We start from the raw sequence: 23931 nt of genomic DNA on the forward strand, positions 1-23931 counted from the left end.
TTTTTTACTGGCGATTTCGCTCTCCTTGTCTACGATCAAAAATGGATGACCGTACTGGTCATACCAGATTTTGACAATCGACCCGGAGAGCAATATGACGAAAACCAGCGTGCGTATTGGCGCTTTTGAGATTGACGACGCAGAACTGCGCGGCGAAATACAAGGCGATCGAACGTTAAGTATTCCCTGCAAATCCGACCCGGATTTGTGTATGCAACTCGATGCCTGGGATGCGGACATCAGCGTCCCGGCAATTCTTGATGGCGAACACTCTGTCCTTTACCGTGAGCATTACGATAGCAAAACTGATGCCTGGGTCATGCGCCTTGCCTGACCTAAAGAGAACCCGCCCGAAGGCGGGTTATTTATTACTGCAGTTGTGCCAGCGTAAAGTAACCGTCAAAAACAGCCCCCGTGTCGATATAGTGTAAATTATCAAAATCATACCTTCGGTCGACAGGCGTATGTCCGAACCAGAAATGATCCGCTCCGCGAATTCCCTGCCCTTTACCCACCATAAACCCCATCAACCGATCGCGATCCCATAATACGCGCTGGGCGCTTACCGGTTTTTGCCAGCGGTATTCCTCCGCAGGATAATCAGCATGGGCGATCACATTCAGGCCATTGGCACAGGTGATCTCGATAATATGCGGCAAACTGCGACAGGCATTGAGCAGCGATAGCGCCAGCTGTTGCTGCTCACGTTCAAGGCGTGCAAACCACATTCCGCCATTCATCGTCCAGAGCGCAAAATCATTATTATCCAGGCTGTCGATTGCCATTTGCTCATGGTTGCCGCGCACCGCGCGAAACCATTTTTCATTGATTAGCGCCAGGCATTTAACGCTGTCAGGACCACGATCAATCAAATCCCCGACGGAGATCAGTAAATCCTCATATGGATTAAAATGACGACGTTTCAGTTCATCCATCAGCCACTGATAACAACCATGAATGTCGCTAACAACCCAGACGTGACGCCACCTCCCACCTTCTAATCGCTGATACATAACACCTCCTGTAGCGAGTATAGTTGCACCAGACTTATCCGGAGAGACGCAATCCAGCAGTGCTTTCCACAAAGCTAAACAAACAGTAAACTAAGGATAAATAAATATTTCACCAGTATTAATCCAGTTTTGCATGCCCCCTAAAATATGCAATGCATAAAATTTGAGGTTTTCCCGTGTCAAATACGCGCCTGCAAGACGATGCAGCACATTCGCATCGTACCCATATCATTTCCGAACTGGTGAAAGGTCAACTCGTCCCAGGCCCTATCTGGCAAAAACGCGAGTATCGACTTAAATTTCTGTTACGTTCGCTGCTTTTCTGGTCTTCAACGCACCGAATGCTCGATGCGCTGGCCCGCCGCGACGATTTTGACCAACTTCTGGCCTCGCAAATCACGCTGCCAAGTAAAACCCATCGTCAGTATCTGATGCGTGGCATGAATGCCAACGCGCGTGCCGACGCTATCATTAGTCATTATCAGTGGATTGACTCTCTGAAAGATGCCGGGCTGGTCAACGCTTTAACTGGCCCCCAGGAGCAATCTATTGTTGAGTTTCATGCAAAAGATGGCGTGAGCTATAACGTCAATGCCATGAACGCCAGTAAAGCGGAGCGCGAAGGCGAGTGTACGCTGTGGCTGCGAGACAATGAAAATACCCTGCTTGCGAGCGTGACCTTTTGCGTCGCCCGGGAAAACGGGGAATATGTGCTGGTGATTGGCGGTCTTCAGGGACCTCGCCGCAGCGTGTCTCGTGATGTGATCAAGCAGGCAACACGAGCCTGCCACGGCCTTTTCCCTAAGCGAGTATTAATGGAGGTGCTTTTCCAGCTGGCAACACTCTCCGGTATCAAAGCGATTTATGCCGTCAGCGATGAAGGGCATATCTTCCGTGCTCTGCGTTATCGCCTGAGTAAAGGCCGTCATTTCCACGCCAGTTACGATGAGTTTTGGGCCTCTATCGACGGTCAAAAGCGCTCAACATTCAGCTGGCAGCTGCCCTTGCAGATGGAACGCAAATCCCTTGAGGAGATTGCCAGTAAAAAACGTGCCGAATATCGCCGTCGCTTTGAACTCCTTGATGAAATTGAGGCATCTGTTAAATCGCGCTTCTAAGCACTGCATAGGCTTTCGCTGACTGCGCACAAAAATTTAACAAAACAGGCAAAAAGGGCTGGACTTCCGCATGCTGTGTTGTGTTATGTTTTAGCAAGACACACACAGTGTGCACGCTGTAAAAGAAAGAAGGCGTTGGATTTATTCGTTTACTTTCATACAGATAAAAAGAGACCGAATACGATTCCTGTATTCGGTCCAGGGAAATGGCTCTTGGGAGAGAGCCGTGCGCTAAAAGTTGGCATTAATGCAGGCTAAGTCGCCTTGCCTTTTAAGAATAGATGACGACGCCGAGTTTTCCAGTCCACAGCTAAAGCGGCCTGAAAAAAAGCGTAAGTGCATCATAAAAAGTAAAAAACCGCAGTGCTTTCGCAAGCATCTGCGGTTTTTTATTGGAAACCTGAGCATTAGCAGAGCTTGTCGGCACGCTCGATAAACGGTGCCAGACTCATCTTCTGTCCCGGATGAGCCGGGTCATCAATCTGAATAACACTGATAGGCTGGCCGCTGCTCTTACCGCTAGCCACCTGCTGCTCTGCGGTCTCATTTAACGGGTATTGCACCAGCGTACTTGGGTTAATCGCATATAATGCATGACCCGGACGGCAAGTCAGCATTACCTCTTCGCGATTGAAAGCCCATTTGTCTTTACCCACCTCAAAACGGCTGACGGTAATCACCTGCGGTGCAGCCAGAGCACTCCCCGTGCAGGCCAGTAATAAGAGAGAAAGTACTGTCTTTTTCATATGCTATTTAACCTTATCAGAAGGGTTCCCAGGTAGCGAACAGACTGACCGTTGCCAGCACCAGCGTTCCCAGCACCACCTCTGCCTGTGTCATCCTGATAAAAATCTGTTGCGCTTGTCCGATCTCCGGACGAAACCGTGGCACCAGAAAATACCGATTTGCCAGCGCAATTGCTACCATCAACGCCACCAGCGCACATTTGAACAACAAAAACCGCACGTAGTCAGCCTGCCATGGGATCTGGATGCCAGTGATAAACAGCGTGTTGATAATGCCAGTGAGCAGCACACCCGCAACGGCATAATGGCCGACACGCGAGAAACGCATCATGGTGTAGATAGCGGCATTTTGCCAGCGCCCTTTCGCCAGACGCATGCAGAACAGCAGCGGAAGTAATCCGCCAAGCCAGGTTGCGGCACACAGCAGGTGAAAAGCATGATTAAGACGCTGCAAAGCCCCTGTCGGACCGTCACTCATCGCCGCGTGCCCTACCCCTGCCAGCAGGATAAGCTGCCCCATTGCGAGCAGTAACAGCCGTGAACCTTTCAGGGGAGCGAGCCATGCAGCTCCGACAGTAATGGCAGCAAGAATCATTTGCCACAGCCAGACGCTGCCAAACTGCGTCGCCAGCACGCTACGCCAGATCTCCGGGGAAAAGACATCTCCCCAGCCACTGCCCATCAATCCCCCCTGAAACATAAACATCAGGAGTGCAGCACCCAGGCTGATTAAAGACGCCACTTTCTGCTGTAACTGGAAACGCCGGGACATCAGGCGGTGGAGTGAGGAAGGCGCAAACCAGACGCTGTAAAGCGCATTGCCAAAAATGAGCATCAGCGCCCCGAAATGGATAAATCGCAACCCGACATAAAACAGGGCCAGCATGCTATTTCACGCTAAAGTGGTAGCTGCCTTTGGTTTTATGGCCGTCTACGGAGACCACATGCCAGTCGACCTGATAGGTCCCGGGCGTCAGCGGTTGTTCCAGCGGAACCGTCAGCTGAGTGTTGTTCTTTTCGTCTCGTTTAACCGTACCTGTTTTCATAACCTGCTTTTGTGCATCCGTGACTACGACTCCACTAAAACCAGGTTCGATACCTTCCGAAAAAATCAGCGTAAGGACCTTTGGTGGTGTCACCTGGCTGTCTGCCGCCGGGGTTTGCTGTTTAAGATGAGCATGCGCCAGCACAGAAGGCGTCATGACCGATGATGCCAGAAAGGCAAGCGCGCATACCACGCGGGAAGTGGTTAGTCCCATCGCAATCATTCCTTTTTGTTATGTCTGTATGCTAAAGAATAACGCTGTATAATAAACGAGTCGAGGATCATCCCGCCTCCGCTTGTCATCATCGTGCAATCGCGGTAACGTTGCCGCCGCATAATAAGGAGAAGGAAATGAAGATCAATCTGGCCACCCTTCCTCAGGACGAGATGGATAAAGTGAATGTCGATCTCGCTGCCGCAGGCGTCGCGTTTAAAGAGCGTTACAACATGCCCATCGTGGCTGAGGTTGTTGAACGTGAACAACCGGCTCATCTGCGCGACTGGTTTCGCGAAAGATTAATTGCCCACCGTCTCGCATCGGTCAACCTCTCTCGTTTGCCCTACGAGCCTAAAGTTAAATAAGCTTAAAAAGTCGTTACACTTCCTTACGCGGAATATGCCAGGATAAGAAAACCCTGATTAATCTAGGTGTATTCTTAAAATCCCTGCGACTCAGTGTATAAGGAAGTCACGATGTCACAATGGAATATTGCCGCAGCCCAGTATACCGGGCAGCATCACAGTGTAGATGACCATGTTGCGCGCCACCTCTGCTTCATCGCCGAAGCAGCACGCCAGCAATGCGATTTGCTGGTATTTCCTGAACTTTCATTAACGGGATCGGGCACAACGGTATTACCTCCTCCCCCCAGTGATGCGCAGCTTGAACCCCTGCTTGACGCCGCACATTTTTACCAAATTACCCTCATTGCCGGGCTCCCTCTTGAACGGAATGGTCAGCGCCAGAAAGGACTCGCGCTGTTTATGCCTTCCAGCCAGGATATTCTGCGCTACCCGCAGGGGAGCGGTGCAAGTCTGGTTCCGGGAGATAAACAACTTAGCATCATTGATGCGCATACCGATTCACCCAATCTCGATTCACAGGCGGCGCTGTTTACCAGCTGTCAGTCTGTTGTTGATTATCGCTGGCGGCAGTCCATCAGCACCCTGCAGCGCTTCGCACATAAATATGCGATTGCCGTGTTAATGGCTAATGCGTGTGGCGGCAGCGCGTTATGGGATGAAAGAGGTCAGTTGATTGTCCGCGCGGATAAAGGCGAGCTATTGCTGACCGGCACGCTCGGCAGACAGGGTTGGCAAGGCGATATCATTCCTTTAGGCTAAGCGTTTTAAGCTCAGGAGTTTTCAATGCTGCGCGTCATCGATACCGAAACTTGCGATCTTCAGGGCGGAATTGTGGAAGTGGCCTCTGTCGATGTGGTAGACGGTAAAATCGTCAACCCAATGAGCCATCTGGTGCGCCCTGATCGCCCCATTAGCCCGCAGGCTATGGCAATCCATCGCATTACCGAATCAATGGTGGCGGATAAGCCGTGGATAGAAGAAATTATTCCACACTATTACGGTAGCCCGTGGTACGTCGCGCATAACGCCAGCTTTGACCGCCGGGTGTTGCCCGAAATGCCAGGGGAATGGATTTGTACTATGAAGCTGGCGCGTCGCCTCTGGCCGGGGATCAAATACAGTAATATGGCGCTGTATAAGTCCCGCAAGCTTAGCGTCCGTACACCTGAGGGGCTTCACCATCACCGCGCGTTGTACGACTGCTATATTACCGCCGCGTTACTCATTGATATTATGAATATCTCTGGCTGGACGCCGGATGATATGGCAACGATCACCGGTCGTCCTGCGCTTCTCACCACCTTTACCTTTGGCAAATATCGCGGTAGAGCGGTGTCTGATATTGCGGATAAAGATCCGGGCTATCTGCGCTGGCTTTACAATAACCTCGACAAAATGAGCCCGGAACTGCGCTTAACGCTGAAACACTACCTGGGCGAAGCTTAAGGCTCTTCACCGCCTGGCAGCGTTCCCTGCGCCAGGCCAATCAGGAAGGCATATTCCAGGGCGACGCCTTCATAGGTCTTGAACCGCCCTGATTTTCCTCCATGCCCGGAATCCATATCGGTACAGAGCAGCAACAGATTATCATCGGTTTTTAGCTCCCGCAGTTTTGCCACCCATTTTGCCGGCTCCCAGTACTGCACCTGAGAATCATGCAACCCGGTGGTGACCAGCATGTGCGGATAGGCTTTTGCCTCCACGTTATCGTACGGGCTGTACTCTTTCATATAGCGATAGTAGATCGCATCCTGAGGATTCCCCCACTCTTCGAACTCCCCCGTCGTCAGGGGAATGGATTCATCAAGCATGGTCGTGACCACATCGACAAACGGAACCTGCGCGACAATCCCTTTGAAGCGATCGGGACGCTGGTTGATCACCGCCCCCATCAACATGCCGCCCGCGCTGCCCCCCATACCAAAGCAGAGATGCGGATCCCCGTAGCCTTGCTCAATCAGCGCATCACAGACATCGAGATAGTCATTGAAGGTGTTTTTCTTTTTCAGGAATTTCCCGTCTTCATACCAGTGCTGCCCCAGCTCACCGCCGCCGCGAACATGGGCGATAGCGAAAACAAAACCACGATCGAGCAGACTTAACCTACTGCTGCTGAAATCGGCATCCATGCTTGAGCCATAGGAACCATAGCCGTAAACCAGCAGTGGGTTTTTACCTTTCCGGAAATGCGCCTGGTGGTAAACAAGTGAGACCGGGACCTCCACGCCATCGCGGACAGTGACCCACAGATGCTCGCTGCGGTAGTTCTCAGACTCAAACCCTTTGACCTCGGACTGCTTAATCACCTGACGCTGCCCGGTATCCATATCCAGCTCAAACAACGTGTCCGGCGTGGTCATTGAGGAGTAACCGTAGCGCAACCGAGACGACTCGGGCTCAGGATTGAAACCAATCCACGTTACATACGCTGGGTCGTCGAACGCAATCCCCACCACTTCCCGGGTTTTACGGTTGATTTGCCGGATACTGGTCAGCCCGCGCTGACGCTCTTCCACCACCAGCCAGTCGGTAAACAGAGTGAACCCTTCCAGCATCACTTGCTCCCGCGCGGGAATAAGCACCTCCCACTTACGCTCATCGCGCACTTTGGTTTTATAGAGACCAAAGTTTTTGCCCTCGCGATTTGAGCGCAAATAAAAACTGTGCTGGAAGTGATCCAGACTGTACTCATGATCCTTGCGACGCGGCAGAAAACAGAGCGGCTGGGCATCAGGTAGTTCGGCGTCCAGCAGCAAAACCTCAGACGTCGTCGCGCTGGCGAGGAAAATAATCACATAGTGGCGTGAGGAGGTTTTATGCAGGCTGACATAAAACGTTTCGTCTTTCTCTTCATAGACCAGTTCGTCATCGGCAGAACCCGTCCCTACGGTATGTCGCCACACCTGATAAGGCAGTAGCGTGGACGCATGCTTTTTGACGTAGTAGACGGTCTCGGAATCATTCGCCCAGACAAAATCCGGGGAGACGTTTTCCAGCATTTCAGGATACCAGTTCCCGGTGTCCAGATTGCGAAAACGCAGGCCATACTGACGGCGGGAGAGGTAGTCCTCAGCCAGCGCCATAATAGTGTTGTCAGGTGAAATGGACATGCCGCCCAGCGTATAAAATTCGCTGTGGGCGGCGCGCTGGTTGGCATCCAGTAAAATCTCCCACTCATCCCATTCGGCACTTAACACGGGTTGTCGTTGGTAGATGGGATACTCGTTGCCGGGCTCGTAGATATGACGATAGCGATAGCCATTTTTGGTCCAGGGCGCGGAGATATCATGCTGAGGAATGCGCTGCACCATTTCATTCAGCAGTTGATCCTGAAGTGCCTGCTGGCTGGACATGACCTTGCGGCCATAGTCGTTTTCCTCGTGCAGGTAGTCGAGCACCTCTGGCCGGGAGCGAGAATCGTCCCGTAGCCAGTAATAGTTGTCTATACGCGTATCGCCATGCGTGGTTATCGCATAAGGAGTACGTCGGGCTTTCGGTGGCATATCATCATTCTTTTAAGTTTTACACCCTATAAGGTTGGCAAAACCCACGCATGATGCAAGCGAAACAGTGTCGCAGCCGCGACGCTATCCCTGTAACGCTTTTTTTTGTTCCCGGATATCCTGCTCAATACCCTCGCGTACATCCTGCGGGATCTTCAACGCATCGCCGAGGGCATTGAGGTAGCTACGTTCCATAAAGTGGTCGATATCAATGGCGGCACAGCTGAGAAAATAGAGTTCAAGCGCCTCTTCCTCATTCTTCACACTCTGCGCAAGACGCTGTGGATCGAGCGGCTGTTCAATCGCCTGCGCCACCAGGGCTCTGCCCTTCTCTTCAACACCGGCTTCGCGAAGCTGCTGCTCAATCGCCGATCGTTCTTTATCGTCAATATGCCCGTCACTCTTCGCGGCAAAGACCAGCGCAAGGATCAATCGTTCGGTACGCAGATCCAGCGGCGAGGTGTGCTCGCTATAATGCGGTTCATCGCAGTGTGCAGCCCGTATCCTGTCTTTGTATTTATTCCATAGTACGGTGCCTGCGATGGCCCCGCCACCGGCCAGCAACGCGCCAGTTCCATATTTTGCCAGCAGCTTACGTGAGGATTTATTCGCGACTAAAAGGCCTGCCAGCCCGCCAAGTGCGCCGGGAACCAATAGTTTACTGAGCCCCTGCTCGCCAGACGACGATGCTTTCTGTCCTAACAGCGATTGCAACTGATTTAACCAACCAGACATGGTTTCCCTCACTTAACGGTGAACATATTTCACAGCGTAAGCGAGCAGGCGTCAGGAAATGTCTGGATGGGCTAAAGATGCGCAAATTTCTTCCCCCTCCCTTAGCCCTGCACAAGACACACGCAAACGTTTTCGTTTATACTGCGCGCATCTTTTTCAGGGGGAATGTTATGACTCGTTTAGGCACTGCGCTGCGACCTGCAGCGACGCGTGTGATGCTGTTGGGATCGGGCGAACTGGGTAAAGAGGTCGCCATTGAATGTCAGCGTTTAGGTGTGGAAGTGATTGCCGTAGACCGTTACGCCGATGCTCCTGCCATGCACGTCGCCCATCGTTCTTATGTGATTAACATGCTGGATGGCGATGCCCTACGGGCACTGATTACGCAGGAGAAACCCGATTTCGTGGTCCCGGAAATTGAAGCCATCGCCACCGATACGCTGATCGCTCTTGAACAGGAAGGCCAGCGCGTGGTGCCCTGTGCCAAAGCGGCAAAACTGACCATGAACCGGGAAGGTATTCGTCGTCTGGCAGCGGAAGAGCTGGGGCTCCCCACGTCGAGCTATCGGTTTGCGGGCGATAAGGCCGCATTCCTGAAAGCCGTCGAGGAGATTGGCTACCCGTGCATCGCTAAGCCGGTGATGAGCTCCTCCGGAAAAGGACAGAGCTTTATTCGCGACAGCAGCACGCTGGATAAGGCATGGGATTATGCCCAGCAGGGTGGCCGTGCCGGAGCGGGTCGCGTGATTGTCGAAGGCGTCGTGAAGTTTGATTTCGAGATCACTCTGTTGACCGTCAGCGCCATTGATGGCGTCCATTTCTGTGACCCAATTGGCCACCGTCAGGAAGATGGCGATTACCGTGAATCCTGGCAGCCGCAGCAGATGAGTGCCCTGGCACTGGAACGTGCGCAGGCGATCGCCCGTAAAACCGTACTCGCGCTGGGCGGCTATGGCCTGTTTGGCGTAGAGCTTTTCGTCTGCGGAGATGAGGTTATTTTCAGCGAAGTCTCACCTCGCCCGCATGACACCGGCATGGTGACGCTGATTTCGCAGGATCTCTCTGAGTTCGCCCTGCACGTACGCGCGTTCCTCGGATTGCCTGTTGGTGGCATCCGTCAGTACGGCCCGGCCGCTTCCGCAGTGATCCTGCCGCAATTAACCAGCCAGAATGTCACGTTTGATAACGTCGACGGCGCAGTAGGTGCAGGGTTACAGGTGCGTTTATTCGGTAAACCGGAGATCGACGGCACGCGTCGTCTTGGCGTAGCATTATCCACCGGGGATAACGTAGAAGACGCCGTGGCGAGAGCGAAAACAGCCTCCGCAGCTGTTAGCGTAAGAGGATAAAAAAACGGGCCGAATGGCCCGTTTTTCATGCTGCGTATAACTTACTGCTGCGCACCTTCAACCGCTTCACGAGCCAGTTTAGTAATGCGATCCCAGTCGCCCGCTTCCAGCGCATCCGCCGGAACCAGCCATGAACCACCGATGCACAGCACGCTTTTCAGTGCCAGGTAGTCACGGTAGTTAGCAGGAGAGATGCCACCCGTCGGGCAGAAACGAACCTGAGCGAATGGACCCGCAATCGCCTGCAGCGCTTTGGTGCCGCCGTTCGCTTCTGCCGGGAAGAATTTGAACTCTTTCAGACCGTAGTCCATACCCAGCATCAGTTCAGATACGGTGCTAATGCCAGGGATCAGCGGAATGGTGCCTTCGGTTGCCGCTTTCAGCAGAGACTCCGTCAGGCCCGGGCTGATAGCAAACTGTGCGCCCGCTTCAGTCACTTCCGCCAGTTGCTGTGCATTCAGAACGGTACCCGCACCGACGATGGCGTCCGGCACTTCTTTAGCGATTGCGCGAATGGCATCCATCGCGCAGGCGGTGCGCAGGGTGACTTCCAGAACACGAACGCCACCGGCAACCAGCGCTTTCGCCATCGGTACCGCATGCTCCAGTTTATTTACCACGATAACCGGCACGACAGGGCCAGTGGTCATGATTGCTTCTGCACTTGTTTTCCAGTTTTTCATCAGTGTCTTCTCTCGCCAGATCGTTAAAATCAAGTCGTCTTAAAACGTAATACAGGTTGCGCCCTGCTCAGCACCAGAGAGTTTCTCACGCAGCGCACCAAACATTTCGCGCCCTGTCCCCACGCGCGATGCGCTCAGGTCAGGAATATGTGGCTTACGTGCCGCCAGCTCTGCGTCATCCACCAGCAGGGTTAACTCACCTGTCTGACCGTTTACGCGGATCATGTCGCCGTCACGCACTTTCGCCAGCAAACCACCGTCGTAAGCTTCAGGTGTCACGTGGATGGCTGAAGGCACTTTACCGGATGCGCCAGAGAGGCGTCCATCCGTCACCAGAGCAATTTTGAAACGGCGGTCCAATAATACACCAAGTGGCGGCATAAGTTTATGTAATTCTGGCATCCCGTTGGCCTTTGGCCCCTGATGGCGAACGACCACCACGCAGTCTTTATCCAGAAGACCGGCGTCAAAGGCAGGTAATACGTCGTGCTGGCTTTCGAACACTACCGCCGGTGCTTCGATAATCTGATTCTCTTCCGGTACGGCAGACGTCTTCATCACCGCGCGTCCGAGGTTGCCGCTGAGCACTTTGGTACCGCCATGAGGAGAGAACGGTTTGTCGATGGTGGCGATAACCTGTGCATCAAGAGAGGCATTCGCCCCTTCGCGCCAGTCCAGCTCGCCGTTATTCAGCCACGGCTCCTGGGTGTAGCGTTGCAGACCAAAGCCCGCCACGGTATTTACATCTTCATGCAGCAGACCGCCTTTCAGCAGCTCGCGCATCAGCAGCGGCACACCACCTGCGGCCTGGAAGTGGTTAATGTCAGCCGGGCCGTTCGGGTACAGGCGCGCCATCAGCGGCACCACAGAAGAGATCTCGGAGAAATCATCCCAGTTAATCAGAATGCCCGCCGCACGCGCCATGGCCACCAGGTGCATGGTGTGATTGGTTGACCCCCCCGTTGCCAGTAACGCGACGATACCGTTAACGATGACTTTCTCGTCAACCATTTTGCCCATTGGCATCCATTCGTTGCCATTACCGGTCAAACGCGTCACCTGACGGGCAGCAGCTTCGGTCAGCGCCTGGCGCAGTGGTGCATCCGGCTGGATAAAGGACGAGCCCGGAAGCTGCATCCCCATGAACTCTACGACCATCTGGTTAGTGTTAGCCGTACCGTAGAAAGTACAGGTTCCCGGCGCATGGTAGGACGCGGCTTCTGCCTCCAGCAGCGCCTGACGGTCTGCTTTCCCTTCTGCGTACAGCTGACGGATACGCACTTTCTCTTTGTTTGGCAGGCCGCTTGCCATCGGGCCGGATGGCACGAAGATCGCAGGCAGATGACCAAACGACAGCGCAGCCATTACCAGGCCCGGGACAATCTTGTCGCACACGCCGAGATACAACGCGCCATCGAACATGTTGTGTGACAAGCCAACCGCTGCAGACATCGCAATCACTTCGCGGCTCAGCAGGGAAAGCTCCATTCCGTCCTGCCCCTGCGTCACGCCGTCGCACATCGCCGGAACACCACCCGCCACCTGGCCCACGGCATTCACGCTGTGCAGCGCTTTACGGATGATATTGGGATATACCTCATACGGCTGGTGCGCGGAAAGCATATCGTTATAGGAAGTAATGATGGCGATGTTGTTACGCAACATGCTTTTCAGCGAGGCTTTATCATCGGGTTGGCAGGCGGCGAAACCGTGTGCCAGGTTACCGCATGCCAGCTGAGAGCGGTGGACGGTGTTACTTTTAGCTTGTTCAATCCGGGCGAGGTAGGCCGAACGGGTCTCTTTCGAGCGTTCAATAATGCGTTGTGTTACGCGTAACAATGTCGGATTCATAAATGCTCCTCTAATTTATCTGTCCGTGCTCAGGAGTTTACAAAGTCGCTGGCAGTTGTTAACAACGCTGAAACGCTTGCTGTCCGGAGCTCAGGGGCAAAATCACTTCCGGCAGTGTAATAAAAAAAGCTCCGCGGGTGAATCCACACGGAGCTTAAAAGTTTAAAAATTGTGCCACTAGCTGTGTTAGATCATGTTACCGGTAAAATAACACTTTCGAGCTAGAGGATGATCTTACTCAAATTCGTTCCAGGAGCGGCCATCGCGGGTGATCATCGCCACGGACGCGACTGGCCCCCAGGTGCCTGCCTGATACGGTTTAGGCGCATCCTGATCGGCTGCCCAGGCTTCGGTAATGGAGTCAACCCATTTCCAGGCCTCCTCGACTTCGTCGCGACGTACAAACAGCGCCTGGATACCGCGCATGGTTTCCAGCAGCAGGCGCTCATACGCGTCTGCAAGATGCGTCTGGTTGAAGGTTTCGGAGTAACTCAGATCCAGCTTGGTGGTCTGCAGGTTGTGTTTGTGGTCAAGGCCCGGCACTTTGTTCAGGATCTGAATATCAACCCCTTCGTCCGGCTGCAGGCGAATGGTCAGTTTGTTCTGAGGCAGTTCCTGCCAGGACTCTTTGAACAGGTTCAGTTCCGGGTTTTTGAAGTAGACAACCACTTCGGAGCATTTGGCTGGCAGACGTTTACCGGTACGCAGATAGAACGGAACCCCCGCCCAGCGCCAGTCGTCGATATCCACGCGGATCGCCACAAACGTCTCGGTATTGCTGGACTTGTTCGCGCCCTCTTCCTCCAGGTACCCAGGCACTTTTTTGCCTTGCGCAAACCCGGCGGTGTACTGACCACGAACGGTCTTCTCACGTACGTTAGAGCGGTCGATACGGCGCAGTGACTTCAGTACTTTCACTTTTGCGTCACGGATGCTGTCAGCCGTCAGGTCAGACGGTGGAGACATAGCAATCATGCACAGAATTTGCAGCAGGTGGTTCTGGATCATGTCGCGCATCTGACCGGCCTGGTCAAAGTAACCCCAGCGCCCTTCAATCCCCACCTCTTCCGCCACGGTGATTTCCACGTGGTCGATAGTGCGGTTGTCCCAGTTGTTCACAAACAGGGAGTTAGCAAAACGCAGCGCCAGCAGGTTCAGGACCGTCTCTTTACCAAGATAGTGGTCAATACGGTAAACCTGGCACTCTTCGAAGAACTCGCCTACCTGATCGTTAATTTCGCGGGAGGTTGCCAGCGATGTACCCAGCGGCTTCTCCATCACCACGCGCGCCGGCTTGGCGTTCAGTTTGGCTTCACCCAGACCTTTGCAGATGGCACCAAAGGTGCTTGGCGGCATGGCGAAATAGTTAATGGTGACACGATTTTTCTGATCCAGCATGTCGCCCAGGCGGGAAAACGCACTGATGTCGTTCACGTCCAGGTTACAGAAATCAAGGCGTCCGCTCAGCGTATCCCACAAACTTTCATCGATTTTCTCTTTCATGAACGTTTCGAGCGCTTCACGAACGACTTTGGTATAAGCGTCCTTGTCCCATTCGGCGCGCCCTACACCCAGGATACGGGTATCTGGATGAAGTTGGCCTGCTTTTTCCAGTTGATACAGGGAAGGCAGCAATTTCCGGCGTGCAAGATCGCCTTTCGCGCCGAAAATGACCAGGTCACATGCCTGGGCTGTTTGCGTTACCGCCATGTCATTCTCCTCAGTTGGATCACCTGGTACTTCTGCCAGGTATCGTTGTAATTTTATTACAATGCACTGTACTGCTTTTACGTCATTCCCGAAACCATTAGCGCTTATCGCCACGTGCTTTACCGCGATTTTTCGCCATTCCGGTGCTTTCGGAGGTGCAATGACGCAACAACCGTCGATTCTTTGCGCAACAAGGGCCCGGCAAAACCCGACGCCGATCAAGTAATGAAAAAAAACAACAACATTATCTTGTCGACTGTTACCCTTTATGGAAGCCACAGGGGTAATATCGGCTAAATCGAATCACGATTTCACCCATTTATGAAATCGTTTACACCCATGAGCGTCATGTTAACAATGAACATGCTGGAAAAAATCCAGTTTCAACTGGAACACCTTAGCAAATCCGAGCGAAAAGTGGCCGAAGTTATTCTCGCGTCTCCCGCTCAGGCGATTCATTCAAGCATCGCCGCTCTGGCGCAGGAAGCGAGTGTCAGCGAGCCAACGGTAAATCGCTTCTGCCGTAGCCTGGAAACGCGCGGCTTTCCTGATTTTAAACTGCATCTGGCACAAAGTCTGGCTAACGGCACACCTTATGTTAATCGTAATGTGGATGAAGACGACAGCGTTGATGCCTACACAGCGAAAATATTTGAGTCAGCCATGGCCACACTTGACCACGTCCGCCAGAGTCTGGATATGAGTTCGGTGAATCGAGCGGTGGATTTACTCACCCAGGCCAAGCGGATTGCATTCTTTGGTCTTGGCTCATCGGCAGCTGTGGCGCACGATGCCATGAACAAATTCTTCCGCTTCAACGTACCTGTTATTTATTCAGATGACATTGTGTTGCAACGCATGAGCTGTATGAATTGCAGTGAAGATGATGTCGTGGTACTGATTTCGCACACCGGACGCACCAAAAGCCAGGTGGAACTGGCCCAGCTGGCGCGTGAAAACGATGCCATGGTGATCGCTCTTACGACGGCGGGTACACCTCTGGCCCGTGAAGCGACGCTGGCTATTACCCTCGACGTACCGGAAGACACCGATATCTATATGCCGATGGTCTCCCGTCTGGCGCAGCTCACGGTGATTGACGTGCTGGCGACCGGTTTTACCTTACGAAGGGGCGCAAAATTCAGAGATAACTTGAAGCGTGTCAAGGAAGCGCTTAAGGAATCGCGTTTTGATAAAGAATTGCTTATAAAGAGCGATGTTCCCTGATAGTTGATAACAAGACGTAACGAATAATTACGATGTAACGATTTACGGCATTCGGTCCACTCTCTGCCGCCTTGCGGCAAATGAAGGCCGATTCAATGTTCACGCAACACCAAAGTTGTTTCAGTCAACGGAGTAATACATGTCCAGAAGGCTTCGCAGAACCAAGATCGTAACCACCTTAGGCCCGGCCACCGATCGCGATAATAATCTCGAAAAGATTATCGCCGCAGGTGCCAACGTGGTGCGTATGAACTTCTCTCACGGTACGCCAGAAGACCATAAATTACGTGCCGATAAAGTGCGTGAAATCGCAGCAAAACTGGGGCGCCATGTTGCCATCCTCGGCGATCTGCAAGGTCCTAAAATTCGTGTATCGACCTTTAAAGAGGGAAAAGTTTTCCTCAATATCGGCGACAAATTCCTGCTTGATGCCAATCTCGGCAAAGGTGAAGGCGATAAAGAGAAAGTCGGGATTGACTATAAAGGCCTGCCGGCTGACGTGGTACCTGGCGATATCCTGCTGCTCGACGACGGTCGCGTACAGCTGAAAGTGCTGGAAGTTCAGGGCATGAAAGTGTTCACCGAAGTCACCGTCGGCGGCCCGCTCTCCAACAACAAAGGTATTAACAAACTGGGCGGCGGCCTCTCTGCAGAAGCGCTTACCGATAAAGACAAAGCGGATATCGTTACCGCTGCGCTGATCGGCGTTGACTACCTGGCCGTCTCCTTCCCACGCTGCGGTGAAGACCTGAACTATGCGCGCCGACTGGCACGTGATGCTGGTTGCGATGCCAAAATCGTCGCTAAAGTTGAACGCGCGGAAGCCGTTTGCGATCAGGACGCCATGGACGACGTGATTCTCGCCTCTGACGTGGTGATGGTTGCCCGTGGCGACCTGGGTGTGGAAATCGGCGACCCTGAGCTGGTGGGTATCCAGAAAGCGCTGATTCGCCGGGCACGTCAGCTGAACCGCGCGGTGATCACCGCCACTCAGATGATGGAATCCATGATCACCAACCCAATGCCAACCCGTGCGGAAGTCATGGACGTGGCCAACGCCGTGCTGGACGGTACCGATGCGGTTATGCTTTCAGCGGAAACCGCAGCAGGCCAGTATCCTGCAGAAACCGTGGCCGCCATGGCGCGCGTTTGTCTGGGTGCTGAGAAGATCCCAAGCATTAACGTCTCTAAACACCGTCTGGACGTTCAGTTCGACAATGTGGAAGAAGCGATTGCGATGTCCGCCATGTACGCTGCCAACCACCTGAAGGGCGTTACCGCAATCATCACCATGACCGAATCTGGCCGTACCGCGCTGATGACCTCCCGTATCAGTTCCGGCTTACCTATCTTCGCCATGTCCCGTCACGAGCGTACGCTGAACCTGACGGCGCTGTATCGCGGTGTTACCCCTGTTCACTTCGATAGCACCAATGACGGCGTGGCTGCGGCACACGACGCCGTAAACCTTCTGCGTGACAAAGGCTATCTGGTATCCGGTGATATCGTCATCGTGACCCAGGGTGATGTGATGAGCACCATCGGCTCAACCAACACCACTCGCGTTATGACAGTCGAGTAAGTCAGTCTCTGTTAAAAAGCCCTCTCCTTTCAGAGAGGGCTTTTTTTATTTCGTTGGAAAAAGCTCTTTGCGTTTATACGGCTCTTTTTCGCCTGGCTTACGCGTTTTAAGCAGTTTCAGTATCCACGTGTACTGCTCCGCATGCGGTCCCACCAGTATTTCCACCTCTTCGTTCATTCGACGCGCAATGGTGTTATCGTCTGCAGTGAGCAGATCATCCATCGGCGGACGAACTTCAATGCTCAGACGATGGGTATTACCGTCGTAGACCGGGAAAAGCGGAATAACACGGGCACGGCACACCTTCATCAGACGGCCAATCGCAGGTAGTGTCGCTTTGTAAGTCGCGAAGAAATCCACAAACTCACTGTGTTCCGGGCCGTGATCCTGATCTGGCAAATAGTAGCCCCAGTAGCCCTGACGTACGGACTGAATAAACGGCTTGATACCATCATTACGCGCATGAAGGCGACCACCAAAACGGCGACGTACCGTATTCCACACGTAATCAAAGATCTTGTTGCCCTGATTATGGAACATGGCCGCCATTTTTTGTCCCTGCGACGCCATCAGCATAGCTGGAATATCAACGCCCCAGCCGTGCGGAACGAGAAAAATGACCTTCTCGTTGTTGCGACGCATCTCATCAATGATTTCCAGACCTTTCCAGTCAACGCGATCCATGACTTTCTCCGGCCCTTTCAGCGCCAGTTCAGCCATCATCGCCATCGCTTGTGGCGCAGTGGTATACATGGCATCAATAATGGCCTCCCGCTCTGCGTCGCTCTTTTCCGGGAAACAGTAGTAAAGATTAATCTGCGCGCGGCGACGGGCACTTTTACCTAAGCGTCCGGCCAGGCGACCTATTTTGCCCAGCACAGGATCGCGTACAGAAGCTGGTAACATCGCAATACCCGCAAATGCATAAACGCCAAGCCAGGCACCCCAGTTACGCGGGTGACGGAAAGATTTTTCAAACTCGGGAATGTATTCAATATTGTTTTTTTGGGTTTCCATGCTGGATCCAGGGTCTGATGACGCAAAATTTTATTCAGATAGTGTAGCGAGGCAGTCGCCCACGCACAAAAGAAAAAGCCGGCGCACACTGACACCGGCTTTTTAAACAACACAGAAGGCTTAGTCTAAGCTCAGCTGCGGTACCACCTCTTTCACCTGCGCCAGGTAATCAGAACGATCTTTACCCGTCAGGCCTTCGGTGCGCGGCAGTTTCGCCGTCAGCGGGTTCACGGCTTGCTGGTTGATCCATACTTCATAGTGCAGGTGCGGGCCGGTAGAACGTCCGGTATTGCCTGACAGCGCGATACGGTCACCACGTTTCACTTTCTGACCCGGTTTGACCAACAACTTGCGCAGGTGCATATAGCGAGTCGTGTAAGTACGACCATGACGCACCGCAACATAGTATCCGGCTGCTCCGCTGCGTTTGGCCATGACCACTTCACCATCACCCACAGCCAGTACCGGTGTACCCTGCGGCATAGCGAAATCAACGCCACGATGCGGTGCAACACGCCCGGTGACAGGGTTCAGACGGCGCGGATTGAAGTTAGAGGAAACGCGGAACTGTTTCGCCGTCGGGAAGCGCATGAAGCCTTTCGCAAGACCTGTACCGCTGCGATCATAGAACTTGCCGTCTTCAGCACGAATCGCGTAGTAATCTTTGCCCTCTGAGCGCAAACGCACGCCCAGCAGTTGGCTCTGCTCGCGCTTACCCTCCAGCATTTCGCGGGACATCAGAACTGAAAACTCATCACCTTTCTTCAGCTTGCGGAAATCCATCTGCCACTGCATGGCTTTGATGACAGAACTGATTTCAGCGCTGGTCAACCCTGCATCTCGGGCACTGGAAACAAAGCTTGCGCCCACAGTCCCTTTCATAACGCTATTGACCCAGTCGCCCTTCTGCATTTCGCTGGTCATTTTGAAACCGTTTGCAGTGCGTTCGTAGGTGCGGGTTTCGCGGCGAGACATTTCCCAGGTCAGACTCTGCAGATCGCCATCTGCCGTTAATGTCCATGAGAGCTGTTGCCCTATTTTCAAATTACGGAGATCTTTATCTGCAGCCGCCAGCTGGCTGATATTGCCCATGTCGATGCCGTACTGGTTCAGTACGCTACTCAGCGTATCACCGGTAGAAACAACGTATTCGTGGGTCCCTGCGTCGCTCTCGGTTTTATCGTCCAGTTCATCCTGTGGGATAGCTTCATCTTCCTGAGCCGCCTGATCGATAGGCTCACTGGCTTCAGGCAGCAAAGAACGGATTTCGCTCTTTTCGAGCTCGATGGTTTTGATGATAGGGGCAGAACTCGGGTGGTAAACATAGGGCCGCCAGACGGCGACCGCTAAAGTGAGAACTGTAAGCGACCCCAGCATAACGCGATGGGGTCGAGGCAGATTGTTAAATGCCAGGGCGACAGAGCGGGCTATCTGTTGCACGTATTCACTTCCTCGTTAATCTCCTTTCAGGCAGCTCGCATACTGGTTCGCCAGTTGGCTGAGAAACTGCGAATAGCTCGCTTTGCTCAACTGGATATTCGTTCCTAGCGGGTCAAGGGTCCCCATGCGCACGGATGTCCCCCTGGCCACGGCTTCTACGACCGCTGGCCTGAACTGTGGCTCAGCAAAAACGCATGTCGCTTTTTGCTCAACCAACTGTGTTCTGATTTCATGTAAACGCTGCGCACCAGGTTGAATTTCAGGGTTGACGGTAAAATGACCCAGCGGGGTCAGGCCGTAGTGTTTTTCGTAATAGCCATAGGCGTCATGAAAAACGAAATACCCTTTTCCTTTCAACGGTGCGAGCTCAGTACCTACCTGCTTATCGGTTGCGGCTAATTGTGCCTCAAAATCCTTCAGGTTGGCGTCTAGTTTGGCTCGACTTTGCGGCATAAGTTCCACTAATTTGTCATGGATTGCAACCGCTGAAAGCCGCGCTATCTCTGGGGATAACCAAAGATGCATGTTGTACTCGCCGTGATGGTGATCTCCATCACCTTTTTCGCCGTCTGCAGCATGATGGTCATGTTCGTCGCCGTCGTCATCCGACCCTTTCATGAGCAACGGTTTCACGCCAGGGAGTTCGGCAATCGCGACCTGTTTTTCGTCAACAATCTGTTTCGCTGACTTCTGCATAAACGCTTCCATTTCCGGACCAATCCAGACGACTAAGTCCGCGTTTTGTAAGCGCTTTACATCTGACGGGCGCAGGGAATAGTCATGCTCGGATGCACCATCAGGGAGCAGAACCTGGGTTTCCGTTACCCCGTCTGCAATGGCAGATGCGATGAATCCAAGCGGTTTAAGCGAAGCGACAACCGCAGCGTTAACATCTTGTGCGGTTGTACCCCAAAGGGCAGCGGATAATGCTGCGAAAAGAAGCGTATTTTTATGTAACATAATGCGACTAATCATCGTAGTGAATGCGTGGAATGTGATATTATAACATTCGTTGACTTCTTCAAGCTTAAAATGACATGACGACATTGGTTTCTCTTGAAAATATTTCGGTCTCATTCGGGCAGCGCCGCGTCCTCTCTGACGTGTCGCTCGATCTGAAGCCCGGCAAAATTCTGACGCTGCTCGGTCCCAATGGCGCCGGAAAATCTACCCTGGTGCGCGTGGTGCTGGGTCTGGTCGCACCCGATGAAGGCGTAATCAAGCGCGAGGAAAAATTGCGTATTGGCTATGTGCCGCAAAAACTTCACCTCGACGCCACGCTGCCGCTGACGGTCAGCCGTTTCCTGCGTCTGCGCCCCGGCACCCGTAAAGCCGATATTCTCCCGGCACTGAAACGCGTGCAGGCGGGCCATCTTGTCGATGCGCCTCTGCAAAAACTGTCCGGCGGTGAAACGCAGCGAGTTTTACTCGCCCGCGCGCTGCTGAGCAGCCCGCAGCTGCTGGTACTGGATGAGCCGACTCAGGGTGTGGATGTGAATGGTCAGGTTGCGCTTTATGATTTGATCGACCAGCTACGTCGAGAGCTTGATTGCGCAGTGCTGATGGTGTCCCATGACCTGCATCTGGTCATGGCAAAAACTGACGAAGTGCTGTGTCTCAACCACCATATTTGCTGCTCCGGCACGCCTGAAGTGGTGTCAATGCATCCGGAGTTTATCTCCATGTTTGGCCCTCGCGGTGCTGAGCAACTGGGCATTTATCGCCATCATCATAATCATCGCCATGATTTACAGGGACGAATTGTCCTGCGCCGGGGAAATGGACACTCATGATTGAACTGTTACTGCCCGGCTGGTTAGCCGGGATTATGCTTGCCTGCGCCGCGGGCCCACTCGGCTCGTTTGTTGTCTGGCGCAGAATGTCCTATTTTGGCGATACCCTGGCGCATGCCTCTCTGCTGGGCGTCGCTTTTGGTCTGTTACTGAACGTCAACCCTTTCTATGCGGTGATTGTGGTCACGCTGCTCCTTGCCGGGGGGCTGGTCTGGCTGGAAAAACGCCCACACCTGGCCATTGATACACTGCTTGGTATCATGGCGCACAGTGCCCTGTCGCTGGGGCTGGTCGTCGTGAGCCTGATGTCGAACATCCGCGTCGACCTGATGGCCTACCTGTTCGGCGACCTGCTGGCCGTGACGCCAGAAGATCTGATCTCTATCGCCATTGGTGTCGTCGTGGTGCTCGGCATTCTGCTCTGGCAGTGGCGTAATTTGCTGGCGATGACCGTAAGTCCGGATCTGGCGTTTGTCGACGGCGTGAAGCTGCAGCGCGTAAAACTGCTGCTGATGCTGGTAACAGCGTTGACCATTGGTGTGGCGATGAAGTTTGTTGGAGCGCTGATTATTACCTCCCTGCTGATCATTCCTGCAGCAACAGCGCGCCGCTTTGCCCGCACGCCAGAACAGATGGCCGGTGTGGCCGTTCTCATTGGGATGGTTGCGGTAACAGGTGGGTTAACCTTCTCGGCGTTTTATGACACGCCTGCAGGGCCGTCTGTGGTGCTGTGCGCAGCGGTGCTGTTTATTTTCAGTATGATGAAGAAGACGGCAAGTTGACATCGAGGGCGCTGATGCCCTCGCCCTGCCCCTCTCCTACAGGGAGAGGGAACAATGCATTACGGCATTGCCGGTGGGGTAATCCCGAAGTGATTCCACGCCCGCACCGTGGCCATGCGTCCACGCGGAGTACGTTGCAGGAAGCCCTGCTGGATCAAATACGGTTCGAGCACATCTTCAATTGTCTCGCGCTCTTCCCCAATTGCCGCCGCCAGGTTATCCAGCCCCACTGGCCCGCCAAAGAATTTGTCCAGCACCGCCAGTAGCAGCTTGCGGTCCATGTAGTCAAAACCTTCCGCATCGACATTCAGCATATCCAGCGCCTGAGCAGCAATCTCGGCGGAAATGGAACCATCATGCTTCACTTCGGCAAAGTCACGCACGCGGCGCAGCAGACGGTTGGCAATACGCGGCGTACCGCGAGACCGCTTCGCCACTTCAAACGCGCCCTCTTCGCTCATTTCCAGTCCCATATAGCGGGCGCTACGGCCAACGATGTGCTGGAGGTCCGCCACCTGGTAAAACTCAAGACGCTGTACGATGCCGAAACGGTCGCGCAGAGGAGAGGTCAACGACCCGGCGCGGGTTGTTGCGCCAATCAGGGTAAACGGTGGCAGATCGATCTTGATAGAGCGCGCTGCCGGGCCTTCACCGATCATGATATCCAGCTGGTAATCTTCCATCGCCGGATAGAGCACCTCTTCCACCACCGGAGACAGGCGGTGAATCTCATCAATAAACAGCACGTCATGGGGTTCAAGGTTGGTCAGCATCGCCGCCAGATCGCCTGCTTTCTCCAGCACCGGGCCGGAGGTAGTACGCAGGTTGACCCCCATTTCATTGGCGACGATATTCGCCAGCGTGGTTTTCCCCAGTCCCGGAGGACCAAAAATCAGCAGGTGATCGAGTGCATCGCCGCGCAGTTTTGCCGCCTGGATGAAAATCTCCATCTGGGAACGTACCTGCGGCTGGCCAATGTACTCATCAAGCAGCTTCGGGCGGATCGCACGATCCACCACGTCTTCTGCCTGAAGGGAGCCTGCCGATACCAGGCGATCTGCTTCAATCATCCTTTACCTCACAATGCAGCGCGCAGCGCTTCACGAATCAGAGTTTCACTGCTGGCATCCGGTTTGGCGATTTTACTCACCATACGGCTGGCCTCCTGAGGTTTATAGCCCAGTGCCACCAGCGCAGCAACGGCTTCCTGCTCGGCGTCATCATCCGTCGCTGGCGCGCCAGGCGAGGTCAGCACCAGATCGGTCGCAGGGGTAAAGAGATCGCCATGCAGCCCTTTGAAGCGATCTTTCATTTCGACAATCAGACGCTCGGCGGTTTTCTTGCCGATCCCCGGAAGCTTAATCAGCGCTGCGGGATCTTCGCGCTCAACGGCATTCACAAACTGTGGAGCTGACATACCGGAGAGAATCGCCAGCGCCAGCTTCGGCCCGACACCATTGGTCTTAATCAGCTCGCGGAACAGGGTACGTTCCTGTTTGTTGTTGAAGCCGTACAGCAGTTGAGCATCTTCACGCACCACAAACTGAGTAAAGACAATCGCCTCTTTACCCGCGTCCGGCAGCTCGTAGAAGCAGGTCATCGGCATATAGACTTCATAGCCCACGCCACCCACTTCCAGCAGCACTAACGGGGGTTGTTTTTCAATGATGATGCCTCTGAGTCTGCCTATCACGTGACGCTCCTGCGTTCTGGAAAAATTAACTGCCGACATAATAAAAAAAGGCTGGATAA

24 protein-coding genes are annotated in these 23931 nt (G+C 53.6%); 10 read left to right on the top strand and 14 right to left on the bottom strand.

All coding sequences use genetic code 11. From position 1 onward, the window contains the following. The first annotated feature begins 94 nt into the window (after positions 1–94). The gene (locus tag ACLHV9_RS14180; RefSeq protein WP_028018652.1) at positions 95–334 is read left to right on the top strand and encodes a YebV family protein; all 240 of its coding nucleotides are present in this window, start codon (positions 95–97) and stop codon (positions 332–334) included. A 34-nt stretch (positions 335–368) separates the two neighbouring features. Here ACLHV9_RS14180 and pphA read toward each other — a convergent pair whose 3' ends face one another. After that, complete coding sequence (gene pphA / locus ACLHV9_RS14185; RefSeq protein WP_108089688.1) at positions 369–1013, bottom strand: protein-serine/threonine phosphatase; 645 nt, start codon at positions 1011–1013, stop codon at positions 369–371. Between the two features lie 176 nt (positions 1014–1189). Here pphA and ACLHV9_RS14190 point away from each other — a divergent pair, with 176 nt between their 5' ends. Further along, positions 1190–2131 carry a VirK/YbjX family protein gene (locus ACLHV9_RS14190; protein WP_049008507.1) on the top strand — a complete coding sequence of 314 codons (942 nt, stop codon included), beginning with the start codon at positions 1190–1192 and terminating at the stop codon, positions 2129–2131. A 407-nt stretch (positions 2132–2538) separates the two neighbouring features. Here the strand turns inward: ACLHV9_RS14190 and ACLHV9_RS14195 are convergent, their stop codons facing one another. The 3 genes from ACLHV9_RS14195 to yobA are packed head-to-tail and all read right to left on the bottom strand — an operon-like array spanning position 2539 to position 4136. Next, a complete protein-coding gene (locus ACLHV9_RS14195; RefSeq protein ID WP_049008505.1) occupies positions 2539–2877 on the bottom strand; it encodes a YebY family protein in 339 nt (112 codons plus the stop codon). A 16-nt stretch (positions 2878–2893) separates the two neighbouring features. Continuing rightward, the gene (gene copD / locus ACLHV9_RS14200) at positions 2894–3763 is read right to left on the bottom strand and encodes a copper homeostasis membrane protein CopD (protein ID WP_407220682.1); all 870 of its coding nucleotides are present in this window, start codon (positions 3761–3763) and stop codon (positions 2894–2896) included. 1 nt (position 3764) lies between these two features. Further along, positions 3765–4136, bottom strand: coding sequence for a CopC domain-containing protein YobA (gene yobA, locus ACLHV9_RS14205; protein ID WP_108089686.1), 372 nt, complete (start codon positions 4134–4136; stop codon positions 3765–3767). Between the two features lie 137 nt (positions 4137–4273). Between yobA and ACLHV9_RS14210 the strand changes: the two genes are divergently transcribed. The 3 genes from ACLHV9_RS14210 to exoX all read left to right on the top strand — a co-directional run bounded on the left by ACLHV9_RS14210 (position 4274) and on the right by exoX (position 5953). Then, on the top strand, positions 4274–4504 hold the full coding sequence (locus ACLHV9_RS14210) for a DNA polymerase III subunit theta (protein ID WP_028018646.1): 231 nt from the start codon (positions 4274–4276) through the stop codon (positions 4502–4504). A gap of 111 nt (positions 4505–4615) precedes the next feature. Further along, positions 4616–5266, top strand: a complete 651-nt coding sequence (locus tag ACLHV9_RS14215) for a nitrilase-related carbon-nitrogen hydrolase (protein WP_407220685.1) — start codon at positions 4616–4618, stop codon at positions 5264–5266. 24 nt (positions 5267–5290) lie between these two features. Beyond that, complete coding sequence (gene exoX, locus ACLHV9_RS14220; protein ID WP_028018644.1) at positions 5291–5953, top strand: exodeoxyribonuclease X; 663 nt, start codon at positions 5291–5293, stop codon at positions 5951–5953. On the opposite strand, the gene ptrB is transcribed toward exoX, so the two are convergent. Both ptrB and ACLHV9_RS14230 read right to left on the bottom strand, forming a co-directional pair. Continuing rightward, positions 5950–8010, bottom strand: coding sequence for an oligopeptidase B (ptrB, locus tag ACLHV9_RS14225; RefSeq protein WP_108089683.1), 2061 nt, complete (start codon positions 8008–8010; stop codon positions 5950–5952). The two genes, exoX and ptrB, sit on opposite strands and share 4 nt — an antisense overlap. Positions 8011–8094: 84 nt before the next feature. Continuing rightward, the gene (locus ACLHV9_RS14230) at positions 8095–8745 is read right to left on the bottom strand and encodes a tellurite resistance TerB family protein (protein ID WP_108089682.1); all 651 of its coding nucleotides are present in this window, start codon (positions 8743–8745) and stop codon (positions 8095–8097) included. A gap of 170 nt (positions 8746–8915) precedes the next feature. On the opposite strand from ACLHV9_RS14230, the gene purT reads away from it, so the two are divergent. Continuing rightward, positions 8916–10094, top strand: a complete 1179-nt coding sequence (purT, locus tag ACLHV9_RS14235; protein WP_108089681.1) for a formate-dependent phosphoribosylglycinamide formyltransferase — start codon at positions 8916–8918, stop codon at positions 10092–10094. Positions 10095–10135: 41 nt separating this feature from the next. On the opposite strand, the gene kdgA is transcribed toward purT, so the two are convergent. From kdgA to zwf, 3 genes are all read right to left on the bottom strand, one after another. Then, positions 10136–10777, bottom strand: coding sequence for a bifunctional 4-hydroxy-2-oxoglutarate aldolase/2-dehydro-3-deoxy-phosphogluconate aldolase (gene kdgA, locus ACLHV9_RS14240; RefSeq protein ID WP_108089680.1), 642 nt, complete (start codon positions 10775–10777; stop codon positions 10136–10138). Positions 10778–10816: 39 nt separating this feature from the next. Beyond that, positions 10817–12628, bottom strand: a complete 1812-nt coding sequence (gene edd / locus ACLHV9_RS14245; RefSeq protein WP_028018639.1) for a phosphogluconate dehydratase — start codon at positions 12626–12628, stop codon at positions 10817–10819. 234 nt (positions 12629–12862) lie between these two features. Continuing rightward, positions 12863–14338, bottom strand: a complete 1476-nt coding sequence (gene zwf / locus ACLHV9_RS14250) for a glucose-6-phosphate dehydrogenase (protein ID WP_028018638.1) — start codon at positions 14336–14338, stop codon at positions 12863–12865. A 357-nt stretch (positions 14339–14695) separates the two neighbouring features. Here zwf and ACLHV9_RS14255 point away from each other — a divergent pair, with 357 nt between their 5' ends. Both ACLHV9_RS14255 and pyk read left to right on the top strand, forming a co-directional pair. Continuing rightward, positions 14696–15565, top strand: coding sequence for a MurR/RpiR family transcriptional regulator (locus ACLHV9_RS14255; protein WP_028018637.1), 870 nt, complete (start codon positions 14696–14698; stop codon positions 15563–15565). 139 nt (positions 15566–15704) lie between these two features. Next, a complete protein-coding gene (gene pyk / locus ACLHV9_RS14260; protein ID WP_008500455.1) occupies positions 15705–17147 on the top strand; it encodes a pyruvate kinase in 1443 nt (480 codons plus the stop codon). Between the two features lie 45 nt (positions 17148–17192). On the opposite strand, the gene lpxM is transcribed toward pyk, so the two are convergent. From lpxM to znuA, 3 genes are all read right to left on the bottom strand, one after another. Beyond that, complete coding sequence (gene lpxM, locus ACLHV9_RS14265) at positions 17193–18164, bottom strand: lauroyl-Kdo(2)-lipid IV(A) myristoyltransferase (RefSeq protein WP_028018636.1); 972 nt, start codon at positions 18162–18164, stop codon at positions 17193–17195. A gap of 120 nt (positions 18165–18284) precedes the next feature. After that, positions 18285–19604, bottom strand: a complete 1320-nt coding sequence (gene mepM, locus ACLHV9_RS14270; RefSeq protein ID WP_028018635.1) for a murein DD-endopeptidase MepM — start codon at positions 19602–19604, stop codon at positions 18285–18287. Between the two features lie 15 nt (positions 19605–19619). Beyond that, entirely contained in the window at positions 19620–20564 is a 945-nt protein-coding gene (gene znuA / locus ACLHV9_RS14275) for a zinc ABC transporter substrate-binding protein ZnuA (protein WP_028018634.1), read from the bottom strand. Positions 20565–20641: 77 nt separating this feature from the next. Between znuA and znuC the strand changes: the two genes are divergently transcribed. Then, positions 20642–21397: a zinc ABC transporter ATP-binding protein ZnuC gene (gene znuC / locus ACLHV9_RS14280; protein ID WP_023312233.1), complete on the top strand. Its 756-nt coding sequence runs from the start codon at positions 20642–20644 to the stop codon at positions 21395–21397. Continuing rightward, complete coding sequence (znuB, locus tag ACLHV9_RS14285; protein ID WP_028018632.1) at positions 21394–22179, top strand: zinc ABC transporter permease subunit ZnuB; 786 nt, start codon at positions 21394–21396, stop codon at positions 22177–22179. The genes znuC and znuB overlap by 4 nt, the downstream gene beginning before the upstream one ends. A gap of 59 nt (positions 22180–22238) precedes the next feature. Here znuB and ruvB read toward each other — a convergent pair whose 3' ends face one another. Continuing rightward, entirely contained in the window at positions 22239–23249 is a 1011-nt protein-coding gene (gene ruvB / locus ACLHV9_RS14290) for a Holliday junction branch migration DNA helicase RuvB (RefSeq protein WP_028018631.1), read from the bottom strand. Positions 23250–23257: 8 nt separating this feature from the next. Further along, on the bottom strand, positions 23258–23872 hold the full coding sequence (ruvA, locus tag ACLHV9_RS14295) for a Holliday junction branch migration protein RuvA (RefSeq protein ID WP_407220688.1): 615 nt from the start codon (positions 23870–23872) through the stop codon (positions 23258–23260). Between the last annotated feature and the right edge of the window lie 59 nt (positions 23873–23931).

The organism is Enterobacter sp. CPE_E890 (assembly GCF_046521475.1).
GTDB lineage: Bacteria > Pseudomonadota > Gammaproteobacteria > Enterobacterales > Enterobacteriaceae > Enterobacter > Enterobacter adelaidei.